Genomic DNA, 24,837 nt, shown 5'->3' on the forward strand with positions numbered 1-24,837 from the left:
CTATGGGATTAAGTTCTATCCGCATTGGGCACGGTTATGATGTGCATAAATTTGGTGGCAGCGGACCATTAACATTGGGTGGTATTCAAGTACCATACGAACAGGGTCTACTCGCACATTCTGACGGTGATGTGTTACTTCATGCGATTGCTGATGCATTATTAGGTGCGGCTGCTTTGGGGGATATTGGTCAGCATTTTCCTGATACTGATGCCGCTTATGCGGGTGCTGATAGTGCGGGGCTTTTAAGCCAAGTTCTGCAACTGGTTAAACAGCAGGGCTATGGTGTGGGTAACCTTGATGTGACCGTGGTTGCTCAAGCACCTAAATTAGCTGATTATATCAACGCAATGCGTGAGCGCATTGCCGCTTTGTTAGAAGTCTCCGTAGGCGCGGTAAATGTGAAGGCAACCACCACCGAGAAGCTTGGTTTTGTTGGCCGTAAAGAGGGCATTGGCTGCCATGCAGTGGTGTTGCTACAAGGCCAAATTAATGACTGAGACTAGCTATGATTCATTACTAGGCCCTTATTTACACGGCGTGCCTAACAGCGGTGGGGTGATTAAAGCCGAACCCGAGCATTTTCAGGTGGTTGAAGAGCTCGAACTACCGCAGCAAGATCCACAGTTACAGCAAGGTGAGCATCAGTGGCTATGGGTGCGTAAACGTGGCGCAAATACCCCTTATGTGGCGGCCCAATTGGCTAAGTTTGCCGGCGTTAAAGAACGTGATGTGAGTTATTCAGGTCTAAAAGATCGACAAGCCATCACCGAGCAATGGTTTTCTATCCAATTGCCAGGCCAACAACTGTTACCCTGGCATGAGCTCGAACATCCCGAATTTAGTGTGCTGCAGGCGGTATTACAGCCGCGCAAACTTAAAACCGGTACTCATAAACGTAATCGTTTTACGATTCGTATAGAAGCTATCACGGATGCTGATGCCTTTAACCAACGTTGGCAACAGGTGTGTACGCAAGGGGTGCCTAACTACTATGGGCTGCAACGCTTTGGCAAAGATGGGCAAAACATCAGTAACGCAGTTGAGTGGTTAAGTGGGCGGTTACGCCGGCGCTTAAATAGAACTCAAATAGGTTTGTATCTATCCGCAGCTCGCTCATTTTTGTTTAATCAAGTGCTGGCAGAGCGAATTCGACACAACCTTCTGACTCCGTTAGAAGGTGAACCTATGCTCCTCAGCGGTAGTCAGTCATTTTTTATTGCCGAGCAGATTGATGCGGCACTGTTGGAGCGGTTGGCGTCCGGTGATATTGAACTCAGTGGACCGCTAATGGGTAGTGGCGAGCGTCAACAGATTAGCCAGGCGCAGGCAGCCGAGCTTGAACAGCGAGTTTTTGCTCAGTATCCAGAACTTCTTCAAGGCCTTGCGAAGCAACGTTTGGATGGTGGCCGCCGAGCATTGTTGTTGCGCCCACAGCAAGCACAATTAAATTGGTTAAGTGATACGGTGGCAGAAATTAGTTTTGCCTTACCTAAAGGATGCTTTGCAACTGCTCTAATACGCGAATTAGTTACAACGGAATAATTGGTAGGTACCTTAGTTATGATGAAATTATTAGTCAGTAATGACGATGGCGTCCATGCTCCTGGCATTCACGCCTTGCATGAGCGTTTAAAAGACATTGCCCAATGTCGCGTGATAGCTCCAGACCGCAACTGTAGTGGTGCTAGTAACTCTCTGACGTTGCATAATCCGCTGCGTATGCAACAGCTTGCTAATGGCTTCTACTCGCTTAATGGCACGCCAACGGATTGTGTCCATTTGGGTACGAATTCACCGCTAGCCGACGATGTCGACCTCGTGGTATCGGGGATTAATGATGGCCCTAATATGGGTGATGACGTACTCTATTCGGGAACCGTAGCTGCTGCAATGGAAGGACGTTTTATGGGATTGCCAGCCATTGCTGTGTCGATGGGCTCGCGTAGTGATGATTATTATGACACCGCAGCACGAGTGGTGGCAGATATTGTCAATCAAATGGCGGATGAACCCCTACGGTTGGATACCATTTTAAATATTAATGTGCCAGCAGTACCTTATGAGCAATTAAAAGGCATTAAAGTAACGCGGTTGGGGCGTCGTCATCGCGCTGAAACCATGGTGCAAAGTAAAGATCCATTTGGCCGTGATATCTTTTGGTATGGCCCGATTGGTGGTCATCAAGACGACGCGGAAGGCACTGATTTTCATGCCGTGCGTGAGGGTTACGTTTCTATTACCCCATTAAGTTTAGATATGACGGCGCGTAGCCACCAAACCACACTGTCAGATTGGTTAACTAAAACAAGCTCATGATTCAAAATTTTCAAGGGATGGCGCGCCGCTTGGTGGCCCAGCTAGAACGCGAAGGGATTCGTAGTAAACCGGTGTTGGAGGTGATTGAAAAGACGCCTCGTCATCTGTTTATGCCGCAATCGTTGGCGCACAAAGCATATGAAAACACGGCGCTACCGATTGGCAAGGGACAAACGATTTCGCAGCCACTGATGGTTGCATCGATGACCCAGCTACTGATGCAGCATGATTGTAAAAAGGTGTTAGAAATAGGCACAGGGAGTGGCTACCAAACCGCAATCTTGGCCCAATTGGTGGCACAGGTTTGTTCAGTAGAACGCATCGCTGAATTGCAATACCAAGCGAAACGACGGCTCAAGCAACTGGAGCTACATAACGTGAGTATGCGCCATGGTGATGGCTGGTTAGGCTGGCGCAGTAAAGCGCCGTTTGATGGCATTATTGTTACTGCGGCAGCGAGTGAGTTACCGCAACAGTTAATGGCCCAATTATCCGATGGTGGGGTGATGATTATTCCGGTTGGAACGGATAAACAACGGCTAATTGTGGTGCGTCGATTTGGTGATGTTTTTGAGCACAAGGAGTTAGGCGAAGTGAAATTTGTCCCCTTAGTACCAGGAGAGCCAGTATGAAGATTTTTGGCTGGCTGTACGACAAGGTATTAAGTTGGTCTCAGCATCGCCGAGCCCCAGCTATTTTGGCAGCCTTGAGTTTTTCTGAATCGGTGGTGTTTCCGATCCCGCCGGATGTGATGTTAGCACCGATGGCGATGACCCAACCTAAGCGCGCTTGGTTTTTTGCTGGGCTAACCACCATCGCCTCAGTCTTAGGCGGGATTGCTGGCTACTGGTTAGGTTATTGGGCGTTTGAGCCGCTGGTGATGCCGCTGGTGGAATGGGCTGGTTATCAAGATAAGTTAGCGAGGGTCACCGCCTGGTTTACCGAATATGGCTTTTGGATTATTTTCATTGCTGGATTCTCGCCCTTGCCGTATAAATTGTTTACGGTAACAGGGGGAATGCTACAAGTGATGTTTATTCCTTTTGTGTTGGGGTCGTTGATTAGTCGTGGCTTGCGATTTTATTTGGTTGCCGCCTTGTTACGTACTGGTGGGCCAAAAATGGCGCTAAAACTGCGCACTTATGTAGACCGAATCGGTTGGGGAATGGTGTTAGTTGCCATCGCTGCGTATGTGTGGACACGTTAAACAGATCATTGGTTTAAGTGCCTTGGTGGTGCTATTTGGCTGCGCTGAGCCGCCACCACCAGCGCCCGTCAAGAAGCTTTATCATGGCCGCACTGTGCATGATTTTGAAGCGGCTAGTTTGGCTGCTGCTAGCTATCAAGTAGAGCGTGGTGACACGCTTTATTCTATCGCTTTTAGAGCTAACGTGGATGTGCGTGAGCTTGCTCAACTTAATAACATCAGTGAACCTTATCTCATTTTCCCTGGCCAAAGGCTACGTTTAAAAGCCGTTGAAAAAAGTAGCAAAAGCGTTGCTAAGACATCACAGACAGGGTATCGTGATACTAAATTAGAACAAAAACAAAGCAAGCCTGTAACACCTAAAACTGCGGCAACGCCGGTTGCGAGCAAGCCTCCAGCCACCGTCATAAGTAGCCCAAGTAATGAGCCCTTTGCGAAGGAGGTTCAATGGCGCTGGCCCGCGACAGGAAAAGTGATTCGTGACTTTTCGACCGCTGAGGCTGGTAACAAAGGGCTAGACATTGGTGGTGATAGAGGTGCTCCTATTTATGCTGCTGCAGCGGGTAAAGTGGTATACGCAGGCAATGCACTGAAAGGGTATGGGCAATTAATCATAGTGAAACATAACGATGATTATATTAGTGCCTATGCTCACAATCAGACCTTATTAGTACAAGAACAACAATGGGTCAAACAAGGTGAAGTGATTGCCGAGATGGGGGACACTGATGCCGCGCAAGTGATGTTGCATTTTGAAATTCGCTTTCGGGGTAAGTCAGTTAACCCTCGGCACTATTTGCCGCGGGGGTAATAATGAGTCGAAGCCAGGATGAGATTGATGACATTGACGAGCAAGAGCTTGCTGCAATGCAACAATCTGAGCAGGAAGATAACGACGATACGGAATTTGAAGAGATTATTGCAAACCGATCTCATTATCTGAAAAAAATGGACGCAACTCAGATGTATCTGAGTGAAATCGGCTATTCGCCGTTGTTAACAGCCGAAGAAGAAGTGTATTTTTCGCGGCTAGCGCGCAAGGGTGATGCTAAGGCTCGCTGTCGCATGATCGAGAGTAATCTGCGCTTAGTCGTCAAAATTGCACGACGCTATACGAATCGCGGACTAGCTTTACTCGACCTCGTTGAGGAAGGTAATTTAGGTTTGATCCGCGCGGTCGAAAAGTTTGATCCAGAGCGAGGCTTTCGTTTTTCTACCTACGCCACATGGTGGATTCGACAAACAATCGAACGCGCCATCATGAACCAAACTCGTACCATTCGCCTGCCCATTCATGTTGTGAAAGAACTGAACAGCTATTTACGCGCCTCGCGCGAGTTAGCACAAAGTTTAGATCATGAACCTACGGCAGAAGAAATTGCCGATAAAATGAATGTTGATGTGGCTGATGTGAACCGGATGTTTCGCTTAAATGAGCGGATAGCTTCGGTTGATACCCCAATGGGGGGCAGCGATAACGATAAGTCTTTGGTTGAAATGCTAACGGCTGATGATGATCATGGCCCAGAAGGGTCATTGCAGGATGATGATACCAAACAACATATTTTAGCTTGGTTAGAAACCCTAAACGAAAAACAACGTGAGGTTCTGGCTCGACGCTTTGGCTTATTGGGTCACGAGCCGGCAACCCTTGAAGATGTTGGCCGTGAAATTGGCCTTACCCGCGAGCGGGTAAGACAAATTCAGGTAGAAGCCTTGCGCCGTTTGCGTGATATGTTGCGCCAGCAGGGCTTAAGTTTAGATTCGTTATTTCATCGAGAGTAACCGTTGTTGCCATTGCGCCAACCAGGTTAAGGCAGCAAGCGGAGTTAGCTGATTCACATCTAAGTCACGTAGTGCTTGCTCGAATTCACTAGGTGTCGACGAGCTTGCCTGTGCTGCTCTGATCTCGCGTTCCATCTGCGCAAATAAATCGGCTTGCTCGGTGTTACTTAAAGATTCGTTAACCATACTCTGTTGCAGTTGCTGACGAGCTTCTAGTTGTTGCAAATGCAACCGAGCTTGCTTTAATACACTAGTGGGCAGGCCTGCTAACTGGGCAACTTGCACGCCAAAACTGCGACTCGCCGCACCTTCACTTACTTTGTGCTGAAACACAATATGCTCGTCATGTTCCGTCGCCTCAACATGCACATTAACGCACCCTGATTGCTGTCCAATGGTTTGAGTTAATTCAAAATAATGGGTAGCAAACAAGGTTAACGAGCGGTTGTTATCCGCGAGAGCTTCAGCGCAGGCCCAGGCTAAGGCTAAACCATCATAAGTAGAAGTACCGCGGCCTATTTCATCCATCAACACTAAACTTTGTGCTGTAGCATTGTGTAAAATATTGGCAGCTTCAGTCATTTCGACCATAAAGGTTGAACGACCTGAAGCAAGATCGTCAGAGGCTCCAATTCGGGTGAAGATTCTATCGATAGGGCCAAAAACAGCTTCTTTAGCAGGCACAAAACAACCGCAATGAGCCATGATGGCTAATAGTGCTGTTTGACGCATGTAAGTGGATTTACCACCCATGTTGGGCCCGGTAATGAGCAGTAAACGCCGCTCAGGATTGAGTTCAACGTCATTCGCAATAAAAGGTTCTGTTTGCATGCGCTCAATCACTGGATGCCGTGCTTGTTGCAATCTAATTTGAGTTTGTTCTGATAATTGCGGACGTTGGTAGTTATGCGTCAATGCATGTTCAGCAAAGCCACGCAATACGTCTACTTCAGCGACACTTTGCGCTGTTTTTTGTAACGTCACCAAGTGCTCAGCTAGCTGCTCTAATAACTGTTCATAGAGCCATTTTTCACGAGCCAAAGCACGACTTTGACTATTAAGCACCTTGTCTTCGTAGGTTTTTAGTTCAGGAATGATGTACCGCTCGACATTTTTAAGGGTTTGCCGCCGTTGGTATTCTGCTGGGATCTGATTGCTGGCGGCGCGGCTAGCTTCGAGGTAATACCCATGAACCTTGTTAAAGCCAATCTTCAACGTATGAATGCCGGTACGCTGACGCTCTCGCGTTTCTATATGCTGCAAGACATCGGTAGCACCTTCAGCTAACTGACGATAATCATCGAGTTCGTCATCAAAATGGGGCGCAATAACGCCGCCATCTCGTATCAAAAGAGGTGGCGTAGCTACAATCGCGCGTTCTAGTAATGCCGTTAATCCCGGTAGTTCAGCTACGGCTTGTTGCCAGTGGGCTAACGCAGGTGCATCCAGCAATTGCTTTAATTCGGGCAAGCTTTGCAATGCTTGCCGCAATCGAGCGAGATCACGCGGGCGTGCGCTACGCAAGGCAATACGAGTGATGATCCGTTCAAGGTCACCAACCTGGCGTAAGACATGCTTCAGTTCAGCTAATTCGCTATGTTGTAAGCTAGCCACTGCGTCATAGCGCTGTTGCAAGAGTTGATGTTGTCGTAACGGCCGTTGCAGCCACCGTTGCAGCAATCGGCTGCCCATAGCAGTACTGGTATTATCTAAAACATGATAGAGCGATGTTTTCTGTCCACTAAACGAGCGCACCAGTTCTAGATTTCGACGGGTAGCGGCATCTAACATAATCGCATCAGCTTGGCGCTCAGCCACAATCGCAGTAATGTGAGGAAGCGCTGCGCGTTGGGTGCTGCGCACATAACTTAAAATTGCACCGGCAGCCCCGATAGCAGCGGGTAGGTGACTTACCCCAAAACCATCTAAGTGAGCCACTTGAAATTGACGTAAGAGTTGTTCGATAGCACTGGTGGTTTCAAATTCCCAATCGGGCCGGCGGCGAATGCAACTGCAGGCCAGCTCTCGTTGGCTAAACTCATGGGTGTCTGGATACAGTACTTCAGCTGGTTGCAGTCGTTCTAATTCAGCTTGAAGCTGCTCACGGTCGGCGACCTCCAAAATGCTAAAGCGACCGCTCGCCATATCTAAACAAGCAATTCCAATAGGTTCAGCCGGATGGATGGCAACCAGTAACTGCTCAGCATGATCCTTGAGCAGAGCCTCATCAGTAATGGTACCTGGAGTTAGTACTCTGACCACTTGACGCTCGACCGGACCTTTGCTGGTCGCAGGGTCTCCGATTTGCTCGCAAATTGCGACGGACTCGCCTAGTTCGATAAGCCGCGCAAGATAACCTTCAGCGGCATGATAAGGTACCCCGGCCATTGGGATAGGTTGGCCATTGCTGGCACCGCGCTGGGTAAGAGAAATGTCGAGCAGTTCAGCTGCACGTTTGGCATCGGTGTAGAATAATTCGTAAAAATCCCCCATCCGATAGAATAATAAGCAATCGGTATGTTCTGCCTTTATGCGCAGATATTGCTGCATCATAGGCGTGTGTGCGGCGAGATCTTTTGTTATATTTTGGGCATCCGACATGCTTGTTATAATCCGTTCTAAAGTCGTGGTTAGCTGGCGTTTAAACTGAATATGTGTAGCCGCTTTGCGGCCCTCAAGGATAACTAAATGGTACCACAAAGCACAGTTAATTTAGCAGTAGAATTGGGCGCTTGGTTAGAGCAGCGTGGTTGGCGTTGTGTCACCGCTGAGTCGTGCACGGCCGGCGGAATTGGGTATGCTATTAGCACTGTTGCTGGTAGCTCAGCATGGTATGAAGGCGGCTTTATCACTTACAGCAATGCCATGAAACAAAGCCAGTTAGGGGTAACGTCCTACACCTTAGCAAAATACGGTGCGGTGTCTGCCGAAACTGCAGCAGCAATGGCTCGCGGTGCTTTGACAGCCAGTGGGGCAGAGATGGCGGTAGCAGTAACAGGGGTCGCAGGGCCCGGTGGTGGGAGTACCGACAAACCCGTAGGTTTGGTTTGGTTTGGCTTAGCTTGGCAGGGGGAATGTATTACTTGGCAGCAGGTCTTTCCTGGCGATCGGCAAGCGGTGCGATTAGCTACCATTAACGAAGCATTATTAAGTATTAAAAAAATAACTTGATACTGTATAAATTTACAGTACAATCATTTTAAAGCGATTAACAAACGGACACTAGCATGAGCAACGATAAACAAAAAGCACTCGACGCCGCCCTTGGTCAAATTGAACGCCAGTTTGGTAAAGGCTCTATTATGCGCCTTGGCGATAACCACGCGATGGATATTGAATCGGTTTCAACGGGTTCATTAACTCTAGATATTGCCTTGGGTATTGGTGGTTTACCGTATGGTCGTGTCGTAGAGATTTACGGACCAGAATCAAGTGGTAAAACGACATTAACTCTACAAGTAATTGCGGAAGCGCAAAAGCAAGGCAAAACCTGTGCGTTTGTTGATGCTGAACATGCGCTTGACCCCGTTTACGCTGGCAAGCTGGGCGTGAAGGTTGATGAATTACTCGTATCGCAACCTGATACGGGCGAACAAGCCCTAGAAATTTGTGACATGTTAGTCCGTTCAGGTGCCGTGGATGTGGTTATTGTAGACTCGGTAGCAGCGCTAACACCAAAAGCTGAGATTGAAGGTGAAATGGGTGACAGTCATATGGGCTTGCAAGCTCGGTTGATGTCGCAGGCGTTACGTAAACTCACAGCCAACATCAAGAAATCGAATAGTTTATGTATTTTCATTAACCAGATTCGAATGAAGATTGGGGTTATGTTTGGTAATCCAGAAACCACCACGGGCGGTAACGCACTTAAATTCTATGCATCGGTTCGATTAGATATTCGTCGTACGGGTTCGGTGAAAGAGGGCGATGAAGTTGTTGGTAACGAAACGCGCGTGAAGGTTGTAAAGAATAAAGTAGCGCCGCCATTTAAAGAAGCTAACTTCCAGATCATGTACGGCAGCGGTATTTCTAAAGAAGGCGAGTTGATTGATCTTGGCGTGAAACAGAAGATTGTTGATAAAGCAGGAGCTTGGTACAGCTACAAGGGCGATAAGATTGGTCAGGGTAAAGCTAATGCCATGAAGTTCTTGATAGAAAACAAAGCGATTGCTGAAGATATTGAACAACAGATTCGTGAACAATTGTTAGCCAAGCCAGTTAAAGGTGAAAAGCCAGCAAAAGCCGATGATGCTGTTGACGTTATGCTAGATGATGATTTAATTTAAGGTTTTAGCAATAAAATTAGGAATAGCGTCATGAGTTATGCACAAGTTGCGTTAGCACTTGGCTCAGGTGCTGCACGAGGTTGGTCGCACATTGGTGTGATTAAAGCGCTGCAGGACATGGGAGTAGAAATAAACATGGTCGCAGGCACTTCAATCGGCTCCCTTGTGGGGGCCGGTTTTGCTTCTGGTCGCTTAACTGAATTAGAAGAATGGGTGCGCGGCATGGGGCGTTGGCAAGTTTTTAATCTCCTAGACTATGGGCTAAGTAACGGCGGCATTATTCATGGTGAAAAAGTTTTCAGCCATGCCCGTGAACGCTTTGGCGCAATAGATATTGAAGACATGCCGATTACTTACGGCGCAGTAGCTACCGATTTGTATACTGGAAGAGAGATTTGGTTACGCAAAGGTGACGTGTATGCAGCATCCCGAGCTTCTTGCGCTATGCCAGGTATGTTGGCCCCTTCTGCGGTTAATGGACGTTGGTTAGTTGATGGTGGGTTAGTGAATCCTGTACCAGTGTCCTTGTGCCGTGCGCTAGGTGCTGACTTCGTCATTGCAGTGAATTTAAACTCACAGCTGAACACCAGCGCCATCGAAGCAAGATCCAAGTACGTAGCTCCTCCTAAAGATGGTGTTGAGCCGCAAGCGGATGTGCATGGGCATAATACTCCGGCTACGACCGAGGCAAGTCATCCTAAGCCGCAATCGGAACAAGACGAAGGAGAGGGGTTTTTTAATAGTTTTATCTCTACTAGTCAGCACTATTGGGATGCGGTTAAAGAGAAGTTTACTGGCCCTTCGTACAAAGCTCCTGGTATGTTTGGGGTGATGGCAGGCTCTATCGATATCATGCAAGAGCGAATTACTAAAGCACGTTTGGCTGGTGATCCGCCCGATATCCTGATTCAGCCGAAATTAGGGCATATTGGTTTAATGCAGTTTGAAAGTGGTAACGATGCGATAGATATTGGCTATGAAACCACGATCAGAATGAAAGATTACATCATGTCTGAGTTGGAACTTTTTGCCCAGCGACGCGGTTAGCATTTCAAGTTTTTAAGCAGATATAAAAAAGCCAGCGTTTTAACGCTGGCTTTTTAGATTTGGAACCTTAGGTTCTATTATTTGTGTTCAGTAATGACGGCTTCCATTTTAGCGAAGGTTTGCTGTAAATCAGCACTTGGCTCAGCTGTCATTGAGCTAACAATCCATACCGCTAACGAGCTTAGGATAAAGCCAGGGATAATTTCGTAAACAAGGCTACTAAGCGTTGCTCCGTCAGCTAATACCGGTGCGTAAATCCAGAATAAGACAGTACCAGCACCCACCAGCATGCCGGCTAGGGCACCATGACGATTCATTCTGCGCCAGAACAAGCTCATAATAATCACTGGACCAAAGGCCGCGCCAAATCCTGCCCAAGCGTTAGCAACGAGACCTAGAATGGTATTTTCAGGATCCCATGCTAGCGCAATAGCCACCAATGAAACTAATAACACCGAAATACGGCCTACGGTGACTAGTTCTTTGTCACTGGCATCGCGGCGCAAGAAAGCTTTGTAAAAGTCTTCTGTAAGCGAGCTTGAGGTAACTAGCAGTTGCGATGAAATGGTACTCATGATTGCTGCAAGAATTGCAGCCAATAAGAAGCCCGAAATTAAGGGATGGAACAAGAATTGCGAGAAGATAATAAATATAGTCTCAGCGTCATTAAGGACCATTTTAGTTTCAGTAACATAGGCAATACCCACAAAGCCGGTAACCATGGCACCAATGATAGAAACAAACATCCAGCTGATACCGATTCGGCGTGCGGTAGGAATATCCTTCACTGAGCGGATCGCCATAAAACGGACGATGATGTGGGGTTGACCAAAATAGCCCAAGCCCCATGCTAGTAATGAGATGATACCCAGCCAACTGAGCTGATTCACCAACGGATCTTTTGCGGCATCTTTAAACAGTTCAAGGTAGTCAGGATTCATCGATTCGACGGTGTGAGTCACTGCGGTCATACCACCTAAATCGGAGATTGCCACGATTGGCACCAGTACCAAGGCGACAAACATGATGCACCCTTGTACAAAGTCGGTCATGGAAACCGCTAAAAACCCACCGAACAGGGTGTAGGCACAAACCACGCCGGCTGTTACCCATAAGCCTAAACTGTAGTCCAAGCCAAATGCGGCACTGGCAAAAAGTTTACCGCCGGCAACTAAGCTAGCCGAGGTATATAAGGTAAAGAAAACAATGATGACAATCGAAGAAAACACCCGTAAAAAGCGCTTACGGTCGTCAAAGCGATTGGCAAAGTAGTCCGGAATAGTGATGGAGTCGTTAGCAACTTCAGTGTAAGTGCGCAATCGCGGTGCCACGACAATGTAGTTTAAGTAGGCACCAATAAGTAAGCCTACGGCAATCCATAGTTGCGATACCCCAGACACATAGATAGCGCCTGGCAAACCCATCAGCATCCAGCCACTCATGTCTGAAGCACCAGCAGATAAAGCTGTTACTCCTGGGCCTAAACTGCGCCCCCCCAACATGTAGCCGGAAACATCGGCCGTCGATTTTTTATAGGCATAAACACCTATGCCCAACATAACGATGAAGTAGAGCGCTAGAGATATTAGCGTGCCTGTTTCCAAAGTCTTACTCCTGTGTTGTTGTGTGTTTAAGCGCTTTGTTTAATAGTTCTGACTGCAACAGCATACGCGTTAGCTGATGTTGCGGATTATGGATAAGCGCTTCTGTCGTTCCAAACTCAATCATTTTACCACGATGCATTATTAAGATCTTGTCTGCAACATGTTTCACGATCTCCGGCGAATGAGAGACGAAAATGAATGAAATACCCATGTCTTCTTGAAGATCTAGGATAAGGTTAATGATTTGAGCTCTAATCGATGGGTCCAGTGCTACGAAGGCTTCATCAGCCACAATGATCTGTGGTTCGAGAATTATTGCTCGGGCAATGCACACCCGCTGTTGCTGCCCCGTGGATAGCATGTGCGGATAAAAATGATAATGATCGGGCAATAAGCCGACTTTGCTTAAGGTTTGTAGCACGTGTTCGGTTTGTTGTGCGAGGTTCCAATTGGTGTTGAATTTAAGTGCTTCTGAAAGCTGCTTACCTATGGTTAACTGCGGATTTAACGATCGCATCGAATCTTGAAAAATCATTCGAATATCGCGGCAGCGCTGGCGGTAGTTATGGGGATCAAGACGTTTGCCGTGCAGCCAAATTTCGCCATTAGAGGGCACGTCCGCACCAGCAATCAGCTTTGCAATCGTCGATTTACCAGAGCCAGTTTCTCCCATAATAGCAAGCGTTTCGCCTTTGTTGAGGCTAAAACTAATAGGCTCTAGAGCACAAATCCTACGGCCGGGTAGCCACCCTTGCTTTTGCTGGTAATACTTACAAATAGCATGTACCTCAAGCAATTTAGTCATCGTGATTGCCCTCAATTAACGGAAAGTGGCAGGCGTATTGATGTTGTCTACTTTTTTCTAAGCGCGGCTGATGAATACAAGCTTTACGAGCATACGGACAACGCGGGCCTAGGCGACAACCGATCGGCATGTGTTGTAAGGTTGGGATGGCGCCTGAAAGTGTTGGTAACCGTGTCTTTGCTGCGGAGGTTTGGTTGTAAAGACTCATCTCAAGCATAGCTCGAGTATAAGGATGGTAGGGTTCAGTCATCAATTTTTCTGTTGGCCCCGTCTCCATCAATTGCCCGCAGTAAACTAAACTCATACGCTTACTTTCTGGAATAATCGAGGTTAAATCTTGAGTTATCATAAGAATCGACATGCCTTGTGAACTCAATTTGGCTAGCAAGCGATAAATCTGATTGCGAGTACCTGGCTCCATCGCGGTAGTGGGCTCGTCTGCAATAAGTAGTTTAGGATTGTAGGCGATAGCCATGGCAATACTCACTTTTTGAGCGATGCCATCGGATAATTCAAAAGGATAGCTGTTCATCACCGCAGCGTGATCCTTGATACCAACGCGATGCAGTAAGCGTTCTGCGCGCACGGTGCGGGAAGCTTTGCGGCGCAAATAGATACCTTTTAGCTCGCTGGCGGGGATGGTTTCACGCAGTTGGTCACCCACCTTACTGTTGGGATCTAAATAGCTGCTGGGATTTTGGAAAATCATCGCCATATCCCGCCCAGTTACTAGCCGGCGCAGGCTAGGGCTTAACGCCAGCAGATCGTAATGACGCCACCAAAGACGGTCGGCGGTAATTTTCCAGCGCGGATTAATAAACCCCATAACGGCTTTAGCCAAGAGACTTTTACCTGAACCAGATTCGCCTACAAGGGTATGAATTTCGCCTTCAGCAACTTGCAGGCTAAATTTATCCAGCACTTTAACCAAGCCGGAGCTGGTCTGTAACTCAATGGTTAAGTTGCGAATATCAAGTAACGTTTGGCTCATGAATTACGTATCCGTTCTTGAATGGCGGCTCGCACACTATCTCCTAGTACATTGATAGAGAGCACGGTTAAAAACAAGGCCAAGCCGGGCAATACCATGGTCCAAGGCGATAAATAAACTTGATCTAAGCTACGCGCCAGCATGGTACCCCATTCTGGCGCCGGTGCCTGCACGCCAAGCCCCAAAAAGCCTAATGCCGCAATATCTAGTATAGCGGTAGAGAGTGCAAAGGTGATTTGCATCACCACCACCGAGGTAATATTCGGAAAAATCACTCGAGTAAGCAGGTACCAGCGTGTGCAGCCATTGAGTTTTGACGCAACCACGTACTCTTTGTTGCGCTCTTCATAAAAGGCATTGTGCACGCTATGAATAAATTGCGGAATCAACACTAAGGTGATAGCTATCATAACGTTATGTAGAGCAGGGCCTAGAATGGCAATAATCACTAGCGCTAACAGTAACGATGGAATGGATAGCAGGACATCTAATAAATGATTGAGGGTAGAAGATTGCACACCTTGGCTCATGCCTGCCCAAGCACCGATACTGATGCCAATCACTGCTGCCAACAAGGTAGCTAACAGGGGATAACCAAGGCTGTAAACAGAACCATGCAGCACTCGGGAAAGTAAATCTCGACCTAAGTCGTCGGTGCCAAACAGAAATCTAATCTGTCCCTCGGCGTGCCAAGCAGGAGGTTGCAGCACATGATCTGAAAATTGAGTTTCAGAACTGAATGGACTGATTAGCGGCGACAGCACCATCAGCACCATAATGCCGGCAATAATATAAAAAGCTACCATCGCAAAAGGATTAGCGGTGATGTGGAGCCATAATTGCCGCAGTGGACTAGGCTCACGGTGTTGATAATAAATACTAGTGTTCGGCATGTTGTTCTTTCCTTACCTGCGGATACCGCCATGCATGCAATAGCTCAACCAGCACATTGACCAGCAGAATTAAGCTTGCTAACACTAAAATACCTGCCTGCATAACCGGGTAATCGCGCTCATAAATGCTTTTGACTAACCAACTGCCGAGGCCCGGCCAATTAAAAATAACTTCAGTAATAATGATGTTTGTCATTAACACACTAAATTGCAGGCCCAATTGACGCACTACTGGTTGCAGGGCATTAGGAATAATGTGTCGGAATAAAATACGGCTATCAGCTAAACCACGAGCTCGTGCCGCTTTAATGTAATTTTGTTGCAGCACATCGAGCATGGCATTGCGCATAATACGAATGAGCATAGTCATCGGCATTAACGACAATACCAAGACCGGCAACCACAAGTGGGCTAGGGCATCAATAAATGCTGCTGGGCGGTAGGGCATATCACTGCGCCAGATATCCCAAAGAATCGAGCCGCTCTGTAATTCAATATTATAAAGTGGATTAATTTGTCCTGAGATGGGACTCCAGCCCAGCTTGACAGCAAACAACAGAATAAAAAGTTGTGCTAACCAAAAGACGGGAATGGAATAAGTACTTAAACTCAATCCCATAATCACGCGATCGAGAGGTCCTCGTTGCTGTAATGCTGCATATATGCCGAGTGGCAAGCCTAGTAATAATGCCAGCGCCATGGCTAATAAGCCAAGCTCAAGGGTTGCGCCAAACAGCGGTTGTAATTGAGCAAAAACGTCTGTTTGACTGGCTAGGGAGTTGCCCCATTGCCCGGCCAAAAGATGGTCAATAAACCCCACATATTGCTGCAAAATACCGCCATCAAAACCACGTGCGTCAACTGCTTGTTGGTAAGCGTAGCTGCTCTGATCACGGATTCCGGTCATGTTGGTAAGGGGATCACCAGGAAACCAATAATTCAGGGCAAACACAAATAGGCTCAACAGCCACAGCGTAATGATAAAAAGAATGAGCCGGCGCAAACTATAACGGAGCATCGGTTAGCCTCCGTGCTTTGCGAAAACTGAGGCCACCATACGGGGGTAACTCAACCCCTTGAATATCAGCGCGATGGGCCTGAAACCGCAATGAATTGGCAATGGGCACCAGCGGGGCTTGTTGCATCACGTAATTCTCAATTCGTTGATAGAGTTGTTTACGTTGCTGCGGTTCAGTCTCAGTGATGGCTTCGACCAAGAGCTGATCAAATTCAGGATCGCACCATTGGGTCCGATTGTTACCACTGCGGGTTGCCGCACAACTCAAGATGGGGCGGAAAAAGTTATCCGGATCGGCATTGTCAGCCACCCAGCCAATCAAAACGCTATCATGCTCTCCGCGAGCCAGCCGTTGCCGAAAGGTATTCCATTCGTAACTGACAATATCTGCCTGCACACCAATACGAGCTAAATCTGCTTGCATAAGTTCGCTCATACGCTGTGCATTAGGGTTGTAAGCACGTTGTACCGGCATCGCCCAAATATTCATGCTAAATCCGTTGGGGTAGCCCGCTTGTTGTAGTAGTTCAATGGCTTTAGCTGGATCGTAAAGATAGGCTTGGGGTTCAGCGCTATAAGCCCAAGAAGTCTCTGGTAGCATGCCACTGGCGAGCCGGGCTTTACCGCCGTAGATGGTCTGGATAATGGCAGGACGATTAATCGCATGAGCTAAGGCTTGACGCACCAAAGGATTATCAAAAGGGGGGCGCTTGGTATTAAAGGCCCAAAACGACAAACTTGGGTTCACTGCGCTAGCTACTTCAATTTCAGCTTGCGTATCAAGCTGAGCTAATTCGTCAATCAGTGGATAAGGAATGACGTCGCATTCACCGGTCAGGAGTTTCAACATCCGCTTATTGGCGTTGGGAGTAATCACATACACTAACTGAGTGATATGCGGCTGCGAGCGCCAATAGTCGGGATGGTTACGATAGCGAATCACAAAATCTTTACGAAATTCATCAAACACAAAGGGACCGGTGCCGATAGGAAGCCTATCGATATCGCTTGGTGTTCCTTGAGCGAGCAGCTGAGCACCGTATTCCGCTGCTAAGATCACATTAAAATCAGTAGCTAAGTTGGCTAAAAATGAACTATCCGCTTGGTTCAACCAGAAATCAACGGTGTGATCATCGACGCGTTCTACTCGTTTAATTAAGCGCATTAAACCGCTGGAGCGAAAAAAGGGGTACCGGCCGCCGCCAACGTTATGATAAGGATGTTGTTCGTTGAGCCAACGGTTGAAACTAAAAAGTACATCATCAGCGTTAAACGGACGACTGGGCTGGAACCATGCAGTTTGATGAAAAGCTACCTGCTGTCTGAGCTTAAAACGATACCTGGTACCTTGGTCGAAGGCTTGCCATTGGGTTGCTAACGCGGGAATAAATTGCTGTTGCTCAGCGTCATAATCAATCAGCCGATCGTAGAGTTGCGCCGAGGTTGCATCAACGGTGGTGCCGGAAGTACCTAACTGTGGATTAAAGCTCTCTGGATTACCCTCAGAACAATACACCAAGCCCTCACTTAACGGGGCCGGTAGTTGGTTATTGTCACTACATGCGCTTAAGATAAAAACGCTAGTAACTGCGGTAAGCAAACATACCGGTTTAAGAAACACGCTAACCTCAACTTTCTAGTAGTTGGTACTTTTTTAAGTAGCCACGTAATTGATGATAGGTTAAACCGAGCAATTCTGCGGTTTTCTTTTGATTAAATTGCGATTGCTGCAGCGCATGCTGCAATAGACTGACCTCAAAGTCAGCACTAACCTGTTTAAAATCGATGTTGCCGCAGTTAAAGTCGGGCAGGTTAGAGTCGGACATGTCTTTACTGCTAGGCGGCTCGGCGGTAGTGTCTGTAACATAGTCAGTGCTTGCTGGTGGTTGCTTATCCGTTGCTGATGGCGACGCCCCGTGATTTGTTCGATGGGCGGCAGCTTGCGGTCGATAAGGACTGGCAAAGGGATCAATAATGATCTGCTGCACCGGAACTTGGCCGCTGCCGAGCCGATATACCGAGCGCTCCACCACATTCTTAAGTTCACGCACATTACCAGGCCAATGGTAATCGAGTAGCGTTCTGCGAGCTTGTTCAGTAAACCCACTGAACAACTCATAACCCAACTCGCGCGCCATTTTAATGGCAAAATGCTCAGCTAGCTGCAAAATATCTTCACGTCGCTCACGCAGCGGTGGCAGGGTAATCACGTCAAAAGCTAAGCGGTCGAGTAGGTCGGCGCGAAACTTACCTTGTGCAGCCAATGTTGGCAAATCTTCATTAGTGGCAGCGATGAGCCGAGCATCAACACGCACTGTTTTATTGCCGCCAACCCGTTCAAGTTCTCCATATTCAATCACCCGAAGTAACTTTTCTTGCACTAACGTGGAGGTGTTGGCTAACTCATCAAGGAATAGGCTACCCCCATCGGCGCGTTCAAAGCGGCCTTCGTGGCGCTTTTGTGCACCCGTAAAGGCGCCTACTTCGTGTCCGAATAATTCACTTTCGAGCAGACTTTCACTCAGCGCGGCACAATTAAGCTTGATGTAGTTTTGTTGCCAGCGTTTGGAGAGGTAATGCAGTCGCGCTGCTATCAGTTCTTTACCGGTACCGCGTTCACCGATGATGAGTACGGGCTTATCCAACGGTGCAACTTGCGATACATGTTCTAATACAGCAAGAAAACTATTGGCTTGGCCGAGTAAATTATCGGCATCGCGAAACCGGCTCATATCAGGCACCACTCATTATTGTTGTTATTGGTGAAACTCACTAATTATTAGTGTATTTGATAAATGCTGCAGGTCAAATTTAATTGATGTCAGAATGTTTTATCATTACTAATCAATGTGTTACTTGAAACATAAAAAGTTGGCACGGTATCTGCATTACTTTTTACTGAGTAGACAAACTGACAATCCCACACTGATTTAACTAGTGATGAGTATTTTCGACAATTAATGAGGAATTAACAATGGGTATCTTTTCACGTTTTACAGATATCGTAAATTCAAACTTAAACGCATTACTGGATAAAGCTGAAGATCCGGAAAAAATGGTACGTTTAATCATCCAAGAAATGGAAGACACCTTAGTTGAGGTGCGTTCAACTTCAGCCCGCTTAATTGCGGAAAAGAAAGACAGCGAGCGACAGTTGGCGCGTGTTCAAAATGAAGTCAACGAGTGGCAAAACAAAGCTGAATTGGCGTTAAGCAAAGATCGTGAAGATTTGGCTCGATTAGCGCTAACCGAGAAGCAAAAGGCCAGTGCTGAGGCGGCAAGTTTGCAAGGCGATGTGGATCGTGTTGAAGAACACTTACAACGCCTGAGCGAAGAAGTTGGCCAACTGCAAGAAAAACTAGCCGATGCCAAAGCTCGGCAGAAAACTATTATCATGCGGCAACGTGCGGCGAGCAGTCGCTTGGAAGTAAAAAAACGTATTGATAGCGGCAAAATTGATGATGCAATGCTACGCTTTGAGAGCTACGAAAGTAAAATCGATGACCTAGAATCACAAGTTGAAGCTTATGATTTAGGTAAGAAAACGCTTCGTGATGAGTTTGCTCAATTAGAAGCAGATGACAAAATCACTGATGAGCTAGAAGCCCTAAAAGCAAAAGTAAAAGAACAAAAATCAGCGGACTAAGAGAGCCCGTTGATGCCTTTAGCTGGGCCGGGCTGGTGCGACAATAACGCATCTAACGGTTCAGCTTATTAACCAAATAAAACGAGATAAGACACAATGGATTTATTAGCTTCTTTAATTTCTGCGCCAATTATTATTTTTATGGTGATAGTGGCGCCTTTGTGGATCATCATGCACTATCGCAGCCAGCGTAAATTGAACGAAGGCCTATCGCAGCAGGAATTACTGCAATTGCAAGAATTGGCCCATCAGGCCGAGCGTATGCAAGAGCGTATTAAAACGCTTGAAGCTATTCTTGATGCCGAGGCACCTCAGTGGAGAAACCGAGTATGAGTGACCTAAGCAAACAGGGACCTTTAGCGCGCAGCAAAAAAGACGCCAAAATCTCGGGCGTTTGCGCAGGCATTGCCGAGTACTTCAATATTGAAGTCTGGTTGGTGCGATTGGTTGCAGCTTCTTTCCTGATTTTCAGTGGTACGTTAGCGGTTATCGTCTATTTTGTGGCCTACTTTATTATGGACGAGAAAAAAGCGGACGATAAAGCGGCCCATACCGTTGAAATAAAAACTAAGGTTTGGCAAGGAGGACAACCTCCGCAGCGAGCTTTTCACGAAATTGCGAAAGAGTTTAATGAACTTGAGCAAAGCTTGCAGCGGCTAGAAGGCTATGTCACCTCAAATGCCTACAAAATCGACCGCGAATTAAAGCAGCTGTAAGTTTTTCGTTACGCCTGAGTTTGATCCACATCAAAGTTCAGGATTGCCATAAGGCAGCCTCGCATGCACTCTTGTGGGCAACAACAAGAGGATGTTCTGCTTTATGTGCACCAATAATAAACACAAGCACTGGCAGCCAGCGACGGTCACTATCCATGGTGGTAAAGCCAAGGATGAACACGGTGCGCTGGTCAGCCCTTTATATCAAACAGCGACTTTTGCCTTTGCCAATACTGCGCAGGGGTCAGCACGCTTTGCTGGTGAAGAGCCAGGTTATATTTACAGCCGGTTAGGCAATCCAACCATTACTGAACTAGAACAGCGAGTGGCAGCGCTAGAGGACTATCCTGCTGCCGCGGCAACAGCAACGGGAATGGGGGCAGTATCAGCGGCGATGCTGGCGTTTTTGCAACAGGGCGATCATGTGCTGGTATCCGATGCTATCTACGGCTGCAGTTTTGCCTTGTTCTCGCATCTGTTTACCCGCTTCGGTATCGAGGTGAGCTTTGTTGACATGGCCGATTTAGAGCAGACGGCGGCAGCCATGCAAACGAACACCAAATTGGTCTTTCTCGAGTCGCCGGTTAATCCTCATCTGAAAGTGATTGATATTGCAGCGGTGGCAGCGATTGCCCATGCTGGCGATGCTAAGTTAGTGGTCGACAATACTTTTATGACCCCGTTACTGCAGCAACCACGTCGACAAGGTGCTGATTTAGTCTTACATAGCGCCACTAAGTATTTGAATGGCCATGGCGATGTCGTGGCGGGCATCGTTTGTGGTAGTGCTGAAGATATTGAATTAATCAAACTAACCACCTTAAAAGATATGGGCGCGACCATGAGTCCGCACGATGCTTGGTTAATTTTGCGTGGTTTAAAAACCTTAGATGTGCGGATGCAACGTCACTGCGAAAATGCACAGCAGGTTGCTGAGTATCTGCGTGATCATGCTCAAGTGCGTGAGGTTTACTATCCTGGATTTGCTGATCATCCAGCTCAGCCACTGATGGGGACACAAATGCATGGTGCCGGTGCGGTGATCGCATTTGAATTATGCGGTGATATCAACACGGCACGACAATTTTTAGATAGCTTACAGCTGATTACAATCGCGGTGAGTTTAGGTGATGCAGAAACCCTCATTCAGCATCCCGCCTCAATGACCCATTCGCCCTATACACCAGAGGCAAGAGCGGCGGCCGGTATCACCGATACCTTAGTGCGGATATCCGTTGGATTAGAAGCTGTTAGCGATATTTTGTCTGACCTAGAGCAGGCGTTCACACAGTTAACTACAGGGGAGCACCAACATGGGTAAAACCAGTCAGTACGTGTCGCGGCAACCTGATGAGCACGGCATCATTGCGTGGAGCGATGAAGATAATGCGGTTTGGCATGATTTGGTTAAACGCCAATTAGAGATCATTCCAGGCAAAGCTTGCGATGAATTCATGCATGGTCTTGATTTATTGCAGTTGCCGCAAGATCGGATCCCACAATTGCACGAAATAAACCAAGTTTTAGAGGCAACAACCGGCTGGCAGGTAGCACAAGTACCAGCATTGATTCCTTTCGATGAGTTTTTTCGGTTATTAGCCAATAAACAATTTCCGGTAGCCACTTTTATTCGTACCCGCGAAGAGTTCGACTACTTACAAGAGCCTGATATCTTTCACGAGATTTTTGGCCATTGTCCGCTGTTAACAAATCCAGCGTTTGCTCACTTTACCCATCAATACGGAAAACTTGGCCTTCATGCTAGCCCCAAAGAGCGGGTTTATTTAGCAAGGCTCTATTGGTTTACGGTAGAATTTGGATTGCTCAATACCGCTGATGGCTTACGTATTTATGGTGGTGGCATTTTATCGTCACCAGGTGAAACCGAATATGCGTTGTACAGTGACCAACCAGAGCGTAAGCCTTTGGCACCGCTAGATGCGTTACGGACACCGTATCGTATTGATATCATGCAACCTATTTATTACACCTTGGAATCCACTCAACAGCTGTTTGATATTGCGCAGTTAGACATCATGGCATTGGTGCAAGAAGCGATGGAGCTTGGTTTGTTTGAGCCTAAATTTCCGCCTAAGCCAAAAACTGAAGTGGCCTAAGTTGTTTTAAGAATTATTTTATTAATACAGTGAATTGAGGAAGTTATGTCTGATTTACACCAGCAAAAATGTGAAGCCTGTAACGCCAATGCACCTAAAGTTAGCGATGCAGAATTAGCCGAATTAATGCGTGCAATTCCTGATTGGACACCGGTAGTTCGAGATGGCGTGATGCAATTAGAGCGGCAGTTTAAGTTTAAGAACTTTAAACTGGCGTTAGCCTTTACCAATCGGGTTGCTGATATTGCCGAAGCAGAGTTTCACCACCCAACCTTAATTACCGAATGGGGTAAAGTAACCGTGGTATGGTGGACTCATGCCATTCAAGGCTTACACAAAAACGACTTTATTATGGCTGCCCGTACCGATACGGTCTTAGCCGAGTAAACCAGCCCAGCAGTCTTATTGTTGCGGCAGTACGCATATTTTAAAGCTTGGTACTTATAGGGTACCAAGCTTTTTTTGTGTATACTTTGCTTTACATTTGCTCTAACGGTCGGCTTGCCACTATCGGGTCGCTGATCCTAGATCCACTGCGCATGAGTACATGCATCCATCGCAGTGACATTATCGCAACAACCATTACTACAACAGCGGGTAAATGATGCGGCTAGAAATTACGTGTGATGATCGCCTGGGTATTGCACAAGATGTGTTAGAAATATTGCGCAATTATGAGATTGATTTGCGTGGTATTGAGGTGGATCCGAAAGGTAAGATCTTTCTAAACTTTCCGGAATTAGAGTTTAAAGATTTTCAGCATCTGATGCCTGAAATAAGGCGTATCGCTAATGTGAAAGATGTTAAAACAGTCGCCTTTATGCCCTCCGAGCGCGAACATTATGAGTTCAAGCTGTTACTGAATATGCTGCCGGATCCTATTTTGTCACTCGATAGTCGCGGCGATATTGATATTGCGAATGACGCCGCGCAGCGGATTTTGGGTGATAGTGGCAAGACGCTGTTAGGAAGTAATATTAGTCATTGGATCAGCGGCTTTAACCTGCTGCGTTGGCTAGAGAAGCAACCGCAACAAGCCACGGTGCAGCAAATCAGTGTCAGTGGCGCAAAATATTTTGCCGATTTATTACCCATCTGGATCAGCGACGAGCAAGCCAAACAAAACTTTGCTGGCGCTGTGATGACCTGCAAACCACAGCCACTCGCCGAGCAATGGCAGCGTAATGTATCAGCGGACGCATTTAGTCAGCTGTTAGGCGAACACAGCAGTATGAAACGACTGATCAAAGAAGCGTCTCGGATGGCTGAATTAAATGTGCCTTTGCTGATCCAAGGCGAAACTGGGGTGGGCAAAGAGTTGTTGGCTCGTGCCTGTCATCAGGCCAGCAAACGTGCTGAGCAACCCTTCTTGGCGATTAATTGTGCCGCGTTACCTGACAATGTCGCTGAAAGCGAACTCTTTGGTCACGGCAAGGGGAGCTTGGGGCCTTATACCGAAGCTAAGAAGGGTATTTTTGAGCAAGCCAACGGCGGTACTGTGCTGCTAGATGCAGTAAGTGAAATGTCCAATGGACTGCAGGCTAAACTGCTGCGCTTTATTCAAGATGGACGTTTTCGTCGAATTGGTGAAGAACAAGAAGTGACCGTAGATGTACGGATAATTTGTTCAGCTCAAGATGACTTGCTAGAGCAAGTAGAAAACGGTCGTTTTCGTGAAGACCTGTTTTATCGCCTTAATGTTTTGTCGTTGCACGTGCCCCCGTTACGAGAACGCAAAACAGATATTCCGTTATTAGCTGACCAATTTACCGTACAAGCATGTCAACGTTTGGGGCGGAGTTTGATTATGGTAAGCCGAGCGGCCCGGGAGCGACTGCAACAATATGCATGGCCAGGTAATGTACGCCAACTAGAGAATGTGCTGTTCCGTTCGATCTCGATGGCAGAGGGAGACAGCCTTGATGCTGATGATTTGCAATTGCCGAGTACCAGTAACTTGGCTGATGCGGTCACGGTAGATTTAGAAGAGGGTAGTTTAGATGAAGCGGTGAAAAAATTTGAAAGTACGATTTTGCGCCGACTTTATCCAAGCTATCCCAGCACCCGTCAATTAGCCAAAAAAGTAGGCCTTTCGCATACGGCGGTAGCGAATAAATTACGCGAATACGGGATCGGAAAAAACCGTAAAAAGAAACCGTTGTAAACAAATCTTTACTTGGGATGTCGGGTTTTGTATCAGAATGCTGACAGCAAGCCCGATAAAGCTATCTATTCTTTGATCTGTATCAATAACTTTACAAAACTATCGGGTTGCTGCGTCGCAGCTAATATCACCTCGCTGCTAGCGTAAGTAGCTATTGTTGCGCATAGTAAAGACCTAATAAAAGCATGCTATCTCATAGTTAGTAGTGCTTTATCTTCGAAACTCTAGAACAACAATCA

The 24,837-nt window shown here is 47.1% G+C and carries 25 protein-coding genes; 17 read left to right on the forward strand and 8 right to left on the reverse strand.

Features of this window, described 5'->3' with window-relative positions; genetic code table 11:
* Positions 1-2 precede the first annotated feature (2 nt).
* From ispF to rpoS, 7 genes are read left to right on the forward strand one after another with little or no spacing between them, the layout of a single operon-like run.
* A complete protein-coding gene (gene ispF, locus NOG12_RS01835; protein ID WP_313932252.1) occupies positions 3-500 on the forward strand; it encodes a 2-C-methyl-D-erythritol 2,4-cyclodiphosphate synthase in 498 nt (165 codons plus the stop codon).
* Complete coding sequence (truD, locus tag NOG12_RS01840) at positions 493-1,545, forward strand: tRNA pseudouridine(13) synthase TruD (protein ID WP_162014475.1); 1,053 nt, start codon at positions 493-495, stop codon at positions 1,543-1,545. Before ispF ends, truD begins: the two co-directional genes overlap by 8 nt.
* 18 nt (positions 1,546-1,563) lie before the next feature.
* A complete protein-coding gene (gene surE, locus NOG12_RS01845) occupies positions 1,564-2,319 on the forward strand; it encodes a 5'/3'-nucleotidase SurE (protein ID WP_110075172.1) in 756 nt (251 codons plus the stop codon).
* The gene (locus tag NOG12_RS01850; RefSeq protein ID WP_153825700.1) at positions 2,316-2,951 is read left to right on the forward strand and encodes a protein-L-isoaspartate(D-aspartate) O-methyltransferase; all 636 of its coding nucleotides are present in this window, start codon (positions 2,316-2,318) and stop codon (positions 2,949-2,951) included. The genes surE and NOG12_RS01850 overlap by 4 nt, the downstream gene beginning before the upstream one ends.
* Positions 2,948-3,526, forward strand: coding sequence for a YqaA family protein (locus NOG12_RS01855; protein WP_110075170.1), 579 nt, complete (start codon positions 2,948-2,950; stop codon positions 3,524-3,526). Before NOG12_RS01850 ends, NOG12_RS01855 begins: the two co-directional genes overlap by 4 nt.
* Positions 3,510-4,337, forward strand: a complete 828-nt coding sequence (locus tag NOG12_RS01860) for a peptidoglycan DD-metalloendopeptidase family protein (protein ID WP_313932253.1) — start codon at positions 3,510-3,512, stop codon at positions 4,335-4,337. Before NOG12_RS01855 ends, NOG12_RS01860 begins: the two co-directional genes overlap by 17 nt.
* Positions 4,338-4,339: 2 nt before the next feature.
* Positions 4,340-5,311 (forward strand): RNA polymerase sigma factor RpoS, encoded by a 972-nt coding sequence (gene rpoS, locus NOG12_RS01865; protein WP_313932254.1) that lies wholly within the window; start codon positions 4,340-4,342, stop codon positions 5,309-5,311.
* On the opposite strand, the gene mutS is transcribed toward rpoS, so the two are convergent.
* The gene (gene mutS / locus NOG12_RS01870) at positions 5,294-7,912 is read right to left on the reverse strand and encodes a DNA mismatch repair protein MutS (RefSeq protein ID WP_313932255.1); all 2,619 of its coding nucleotides are present in this window, start codon (positions 7,910-7,912) and stop codon (positions 5,294-5,296) included. The two genes, rpoS and mutS, sit on opposite strands and share 18 nt — an antisense overlap.
* Before the next feature lie 87 nt (positions 7,913-7,999).
* Between mutS and NOG12_RS01875 the strand changes: the two genes are divergently transcribed.
* The 3 genes from NOG12_RS01875 to NOG12_RS01885 are packed head-to-tail and all read left to right on the forward strand — an operon-like array spanning position 8,000 to position 10,644.
* Positions 8,000-8,482 carry a CinA family protein gene (locus tag NOG12_RS01875; protein WP_313932256.1) on the forward strand — a complete coding sequence of 161 codons (483 nt, stop codon included), beginning with the start codon at positions 8,000-8,002 and terminating at the stop codon, positions 8,480-8,482.
* Between the two features lie 56 nt (positions 8,483-8,538).
* Positions 8,539-9,597 carry a recombinase RecA gene (gene recA / locus NOG12_RS01880; RefSeq protein ID WP_110075165.1) on the forward strand — a complete coding sequence of 353 codons (1,059 nt, stop codon included), beginning with the start codon at positions 8,539-8,541 and terminating at the stop codon, positions 9,595-9,597.
* 30 nt (positions 9,598-9,627) lie between these two features.
* Complete coding sequence (locus tag NOG12_RS01885) at positions 9,628-10,644, forward strand: patatin-like phospholipase family protein (RefSeq protein ID WP_313932257.1); 1,017 nt, start codon at positions 9,628-9,630, stop codon at positions 10,642-10,644.
* A gap of 77 nt (positions 10,645-10,721) precedes the next feature.
* On the opposite strand, the gene putP is transcribed toward NOG12_RS01885, so the two are convergent.
* From putP to pspF, 7 genes are read right to left on the reverse strand one after another with little or no spacing between them, the layout of a single operon-like run.
* Positions 10,722-12,248 (reverse strand): sodium/proline symporter PutP, encoded by a 1,527-nt coding sequence (gene putP / locus NOG12_RS01890; protein ID WP_313932258.1) that lies wholly within the window; start codon positions 12,246-12,248, stop codon positions 10,722-10,724.
* 4 nt (positions 12,249-12,252) lie between these two features.
* The gene (locus NOG12_RS01895; protein WP_110075162.1) at positions 12,253-13,053 is read right to left on the reverse strand and encodes an ATP-binding cassette domain-containing protein; all 801 of its coding nucleotides are present in this window, start codon (positions 13,051-13,053) and stop codon (positions 12,253-12,255) included.
* Positions 13,046-14,044, reverse strand: a complete 999-nt coding sequence (locus NOG12_RS01900; protein WP_313932259.1) for an oligopeptide/dipeptide ABC transporter ATP-binding protein — start codon at positions 14,042-14,044, stop codon at positions 13,046-13,048. The genes NOG12_RS01895 and NOG12_RS01900 overlap by 8 nt, the downstream gene beginning before the upstream one ends.
* Positions 14,041-14,937 carry an ABC transporter permease subunit gene (locus NOG12_RS01905; RefSeq protein ID WP_313932260.1) on the reverse strand — a complete coding sequence of 299 codons (897 nt, stop codon included), beginning with the start codon at positions 14,935-14,937 and terminating at the stop codon, positions 14,041-14,043. Before NOG12_RS01905 ends, NOG12_RS01900 begins: the two co-directional genes overlap by 4 nt.
* Positions 14,924-15,955: an ABC transporter permease subunit gene (locus NOG12_RS01910; RefSeq protein WP_313932261.1), complete on the reverse strand. Its 1,032-nt coding sequence runs from the start codon at positions 15,953-15,955 to the stop codon at positions 14,924-14,926. Before NOG12_RS01910 ends, NOG12_RS01905 begins: the two co-directional genes overlap by 14 nt.
* Entirely contained in the window at positions 15,942-17,576 is a 1,635-nt protein-coding gene (locus tag NOG12_RS01915) for an ABC transporter substrate-binding protein (RefSeq protein ID WP_313932262.1), read from the reverse strand. Before NOG12_RS01915 ends, NOG12_RS01910 begins: the two co-directional genes overlap by 14 nt.
* A gap of 7 nt (positions 17,577-17,583) precedes the next feature.
* Positions 17,584-18,687 carry a phage shock protein operon transcriptional activator gene (gene pspF / locus NOG12_RS01920; RefSeq protein ID WP_313932263.1) on the reverse strand — a complete coding sequence of 368 codons (1,104 nt, stop codon included), beginning with the start codon at positions 18,685-18,687 and terminating at the stop codon, positions 17,584-17,586.
* 242 nt (positions 18,688-18,929) lie between these two features.
* On the opposite strand from pspF, the gene pspA reads away from it, so the two are divergent.
* From pspA to tyrR, 7 genes are all read left to right on the forward strand, one after another.
* Positions 18,930-19,601 (forward strand): phage shock protein PspA, encoded by a 672-nt coding sequence (gene pspA / locus NOG12_RS01925; protein ID WP_313932264.1) that lies wholly within the window; start codon positions 18,930-18,932, stop codon positions 19,599-19,601.
* A 96-nt stretch (positions 19,602-19,697) separates the two neighbouring features.
* On the forward strand, positions 19,698-19,934 hold the full coding sequence (pspB, locus tag NOG12_RS01930; RefSeq protein WP_110075156.1) for an envelope stress response membrane protein PspB: 237 nt from the start codon (positions 19,698-19,700) through the stop codon (positions 19,932-19,934).
* Positions 19,931-20,317 carry an envelope stress response membrane protein PspC gene (gene pspC, locus NOG12_RS01935; protein ID WP_313932265.1) on the forward strand — a complete coding sequence of 129 codons (387 nt, stop codon included), beginning with the start codon at positions 19,931-19,933 and terminating at the stop codon, positions 20,315-20,317. The genes pspB and pspC overlap by 4 nt, the downstream gene beginning before the upstream one ends.
* 103 nt (positions 20,318-20,420) lie before the next feature.
* The gene (megL, locus tag NOG12_RS01940; RefSeq protein WP_313932266.1) at positions 20,421-21,638 is read left to right on the forward strand and encodes a methionine gamma-lyase; all 1,218 of its coding nucleotides are present in this window, start codon (positions 20,421-20,423) and stop codon (positions 21,636-21,638) included.
* Entirely contained in the window at positions 21,631-22,434 is an 804-nt protein-coding gene (gene phhA / locus NOG12_RS01945; protein ID WP_153825689.1) for a phenylalanine 4-monooxygenase, read from the forward strand. Before megL ends, phhA begins: the two co-directional genes overlap by 8 nt.
* Positions 22,435-22,479: 45 nt before the next feature.
* A complete protein-coding gene (locus tag NOG12_RS01950) occupies positions 22,480-22,821 on the forward strand; it encodes a 4a-hydroxytetrahydrobiopterin dehydratase (protein ID WP_110075152.1) in 342 nt (113 codons plus the stop codon).
* Between the two features lie 217 nt (positions 22,822-23,038).
* Positions 23,039-24,598: a transcriptional regulator TyrR gene (gene tyrR, locus NOG12_RS01955; RefSeq protein ID WP_313932386.1), complete on the forward strand. Its 1,560-nt coding sequence runs from the start codon at positions 23,039-23,041 to the stop codon at positions 24,596-24,598.
* The last annotated feature ends 239 nt before the right edge of the window (positions 24,599-24,837 follow it).

Origin of the sequence: Pseudidiomarina fusca, from assembly GCF_032227045.1 — a bacterium.
GTDB lineage: Bacteria > Pseudomonadota > Gammaproteobacteria > Enterobacterales > Alteromonadaceae > Pseudidiomarina > Pseudidiomarina fusca.

Excerpts from the sequence above, each read along its gene's own strand:
- ispF (WP_313932252.1), top strand. The coding sequence starts at position 3 with ATGGGATTAAGTTCTATCCGCATTGGGCACGGTTATGATGTGCATAAA.
- truD (WP_162014475.1), top strand. The coding sequence starts at position 493 with ATGACTGAGACTAGCTATGATTCATTACTAGGCCCTTATTTACACGGC.
- surE (WP_110075172.1), top strand. The coding sequence starts at position 1,564 with ATGATGAAATTATTAGTCAGTAATGACGATGGCGTCCATGCTCCTGGC.
- NOG12_RS01850 (WP_153825700.1), top strand. The coding sequence starts at position 2,316 with ATGATTCAAAATTTTCAAGGGATGGCGCGCCGCTTGGTGGCCCAGCTA.
- NOG12_RS01855 (WP_110075170.1), top strand. The coding sequence starts at position 2,948 with ATGAAGATTTTTGGCTGGCTGTACGACAAGGTATTAAGTTGGTCTCAG.
- NOG12_RS01860 (WP_313932253.1), top strand. The coding sequence starts at position 3,510 with ATGTGTGGACACGTTAAACAGATCATTGGTTTAAGTGCCTTGGTGGTG.
- rpoS (WP_313932254.1), top strand. The coding sequence starts at position 4,340 with ATGAGTCGAAGCCAGGATGAGATTGATGACATTGACGAGCAAGAGCTT.
- mutS (WP_313932255.1), bottom strand. The coding sequence starts at position 7,912 with ATGTCGGATGCCCAAAATATAACAAAAGATCTCGCCGCACACACGCCT.
- NOG12_RS01875 (WP_313932256.1), top strand. The coding sequence starts at position 8,000 with ATGGTACCACAAAGCACAGTTAATTTAGCAGTAGAATTGGGCGCTTGG.
- recA (WP_110075165.1), top strand. The coding sequence starts at position 8,539 with ATGAGCAACGATAAACAAAAAGCACTCGACGCCGCCCTTGGTCAAATT.
- NOG12_RS01885 (WP_313932257.1), top strand. The coding sequence starts at position 9,628 with ATGAGTTATGCACAAGTTGCGTTAGCACTTGGCTCAGGTGCTGCACGA.
- NOG12_RS01895 (WP_110075162.1), bottom strand. The coding sequence starts at position 13,053 with ATGACTAAATTGCTTGAGGTACATGCTATTTGTAAGTATTACCAGCAA.
- NOG12_RS01900 (WP_313932259.1), bottom strand. The coding sequence starts at position 14,044 with ATGAGCCAAACGTTACTTGATATTCGCAACTTAACCATTGAGTTACAG.
- NOG12_RS01905 (WP_313932260.1), bottom strand. The coding sequence starts at position 14,937 with ATGCCGAACACTAGTATTTATTATCAACACCGTGAGCCTAGTCCACTG.
- NOG12_RS01910 (WP_313932261.1), bottom strand. The coding sequence starts at position 15,955 with ATGCTCCGTTATAGTTTGCGCCGGCTCATTCTTTTTATCATTACGCTG.
- pspF (WP_313932263.1), bottom strand. The coding sequence starts at position 18,687 with ATGAGCCGGTTTCGCGATGCCGATAATTTACTCGGCCAAGCCAATAGT.
- pspA (WP_313932264.1), top strand. The coding sequence starts at position 18,930 with ATGGGTATCTTTTCACGTTTTACAGATATCGTAAATTCAAACTTAAAC.
- pspB (WP_110075156.1), top strand. The coding sequence starts at position 19,698 with ATGGATTTATTAGCTTCTTTAATTTCTGCGCCAATTATTATTTTTATG.
- pspC (WP_313932265.1), top strand. The coding sequence starts at position 19,931 with ATGAGTGACCTAAGCAAACAGGGACCTTTAGCGCGCAGCAAAAAAGAC.
- megL (WP_313932266.1), top strand. The coding sequence starts at position 20,421 with ATGTGCACCAATAATAAACACAAGCACTGGCAGCCAGCGACGGTCACT.
- phhA (WP_153825689.1), top strand. The coding sequence starts at position 21,631 with ATGGGTAAAACCAGTCAGTACGTGTCGCGGCAACCTGATGAGCACGGC.
- NOG12_RS01950 (WP_110075152.1), top strand. The coding sequence starts at position 22,480 with ATGTCTGATTTACACCAGCAAAAATGTGAAGCCTGTAACGCCAATGCA.
- tyrR (WP_313932386.1), top strand. The coding sequence starts at position 23,039 with ATGCGGCTAGAAATTACGTGTGATGATCGCCTGGGTATTGCACAAGAT.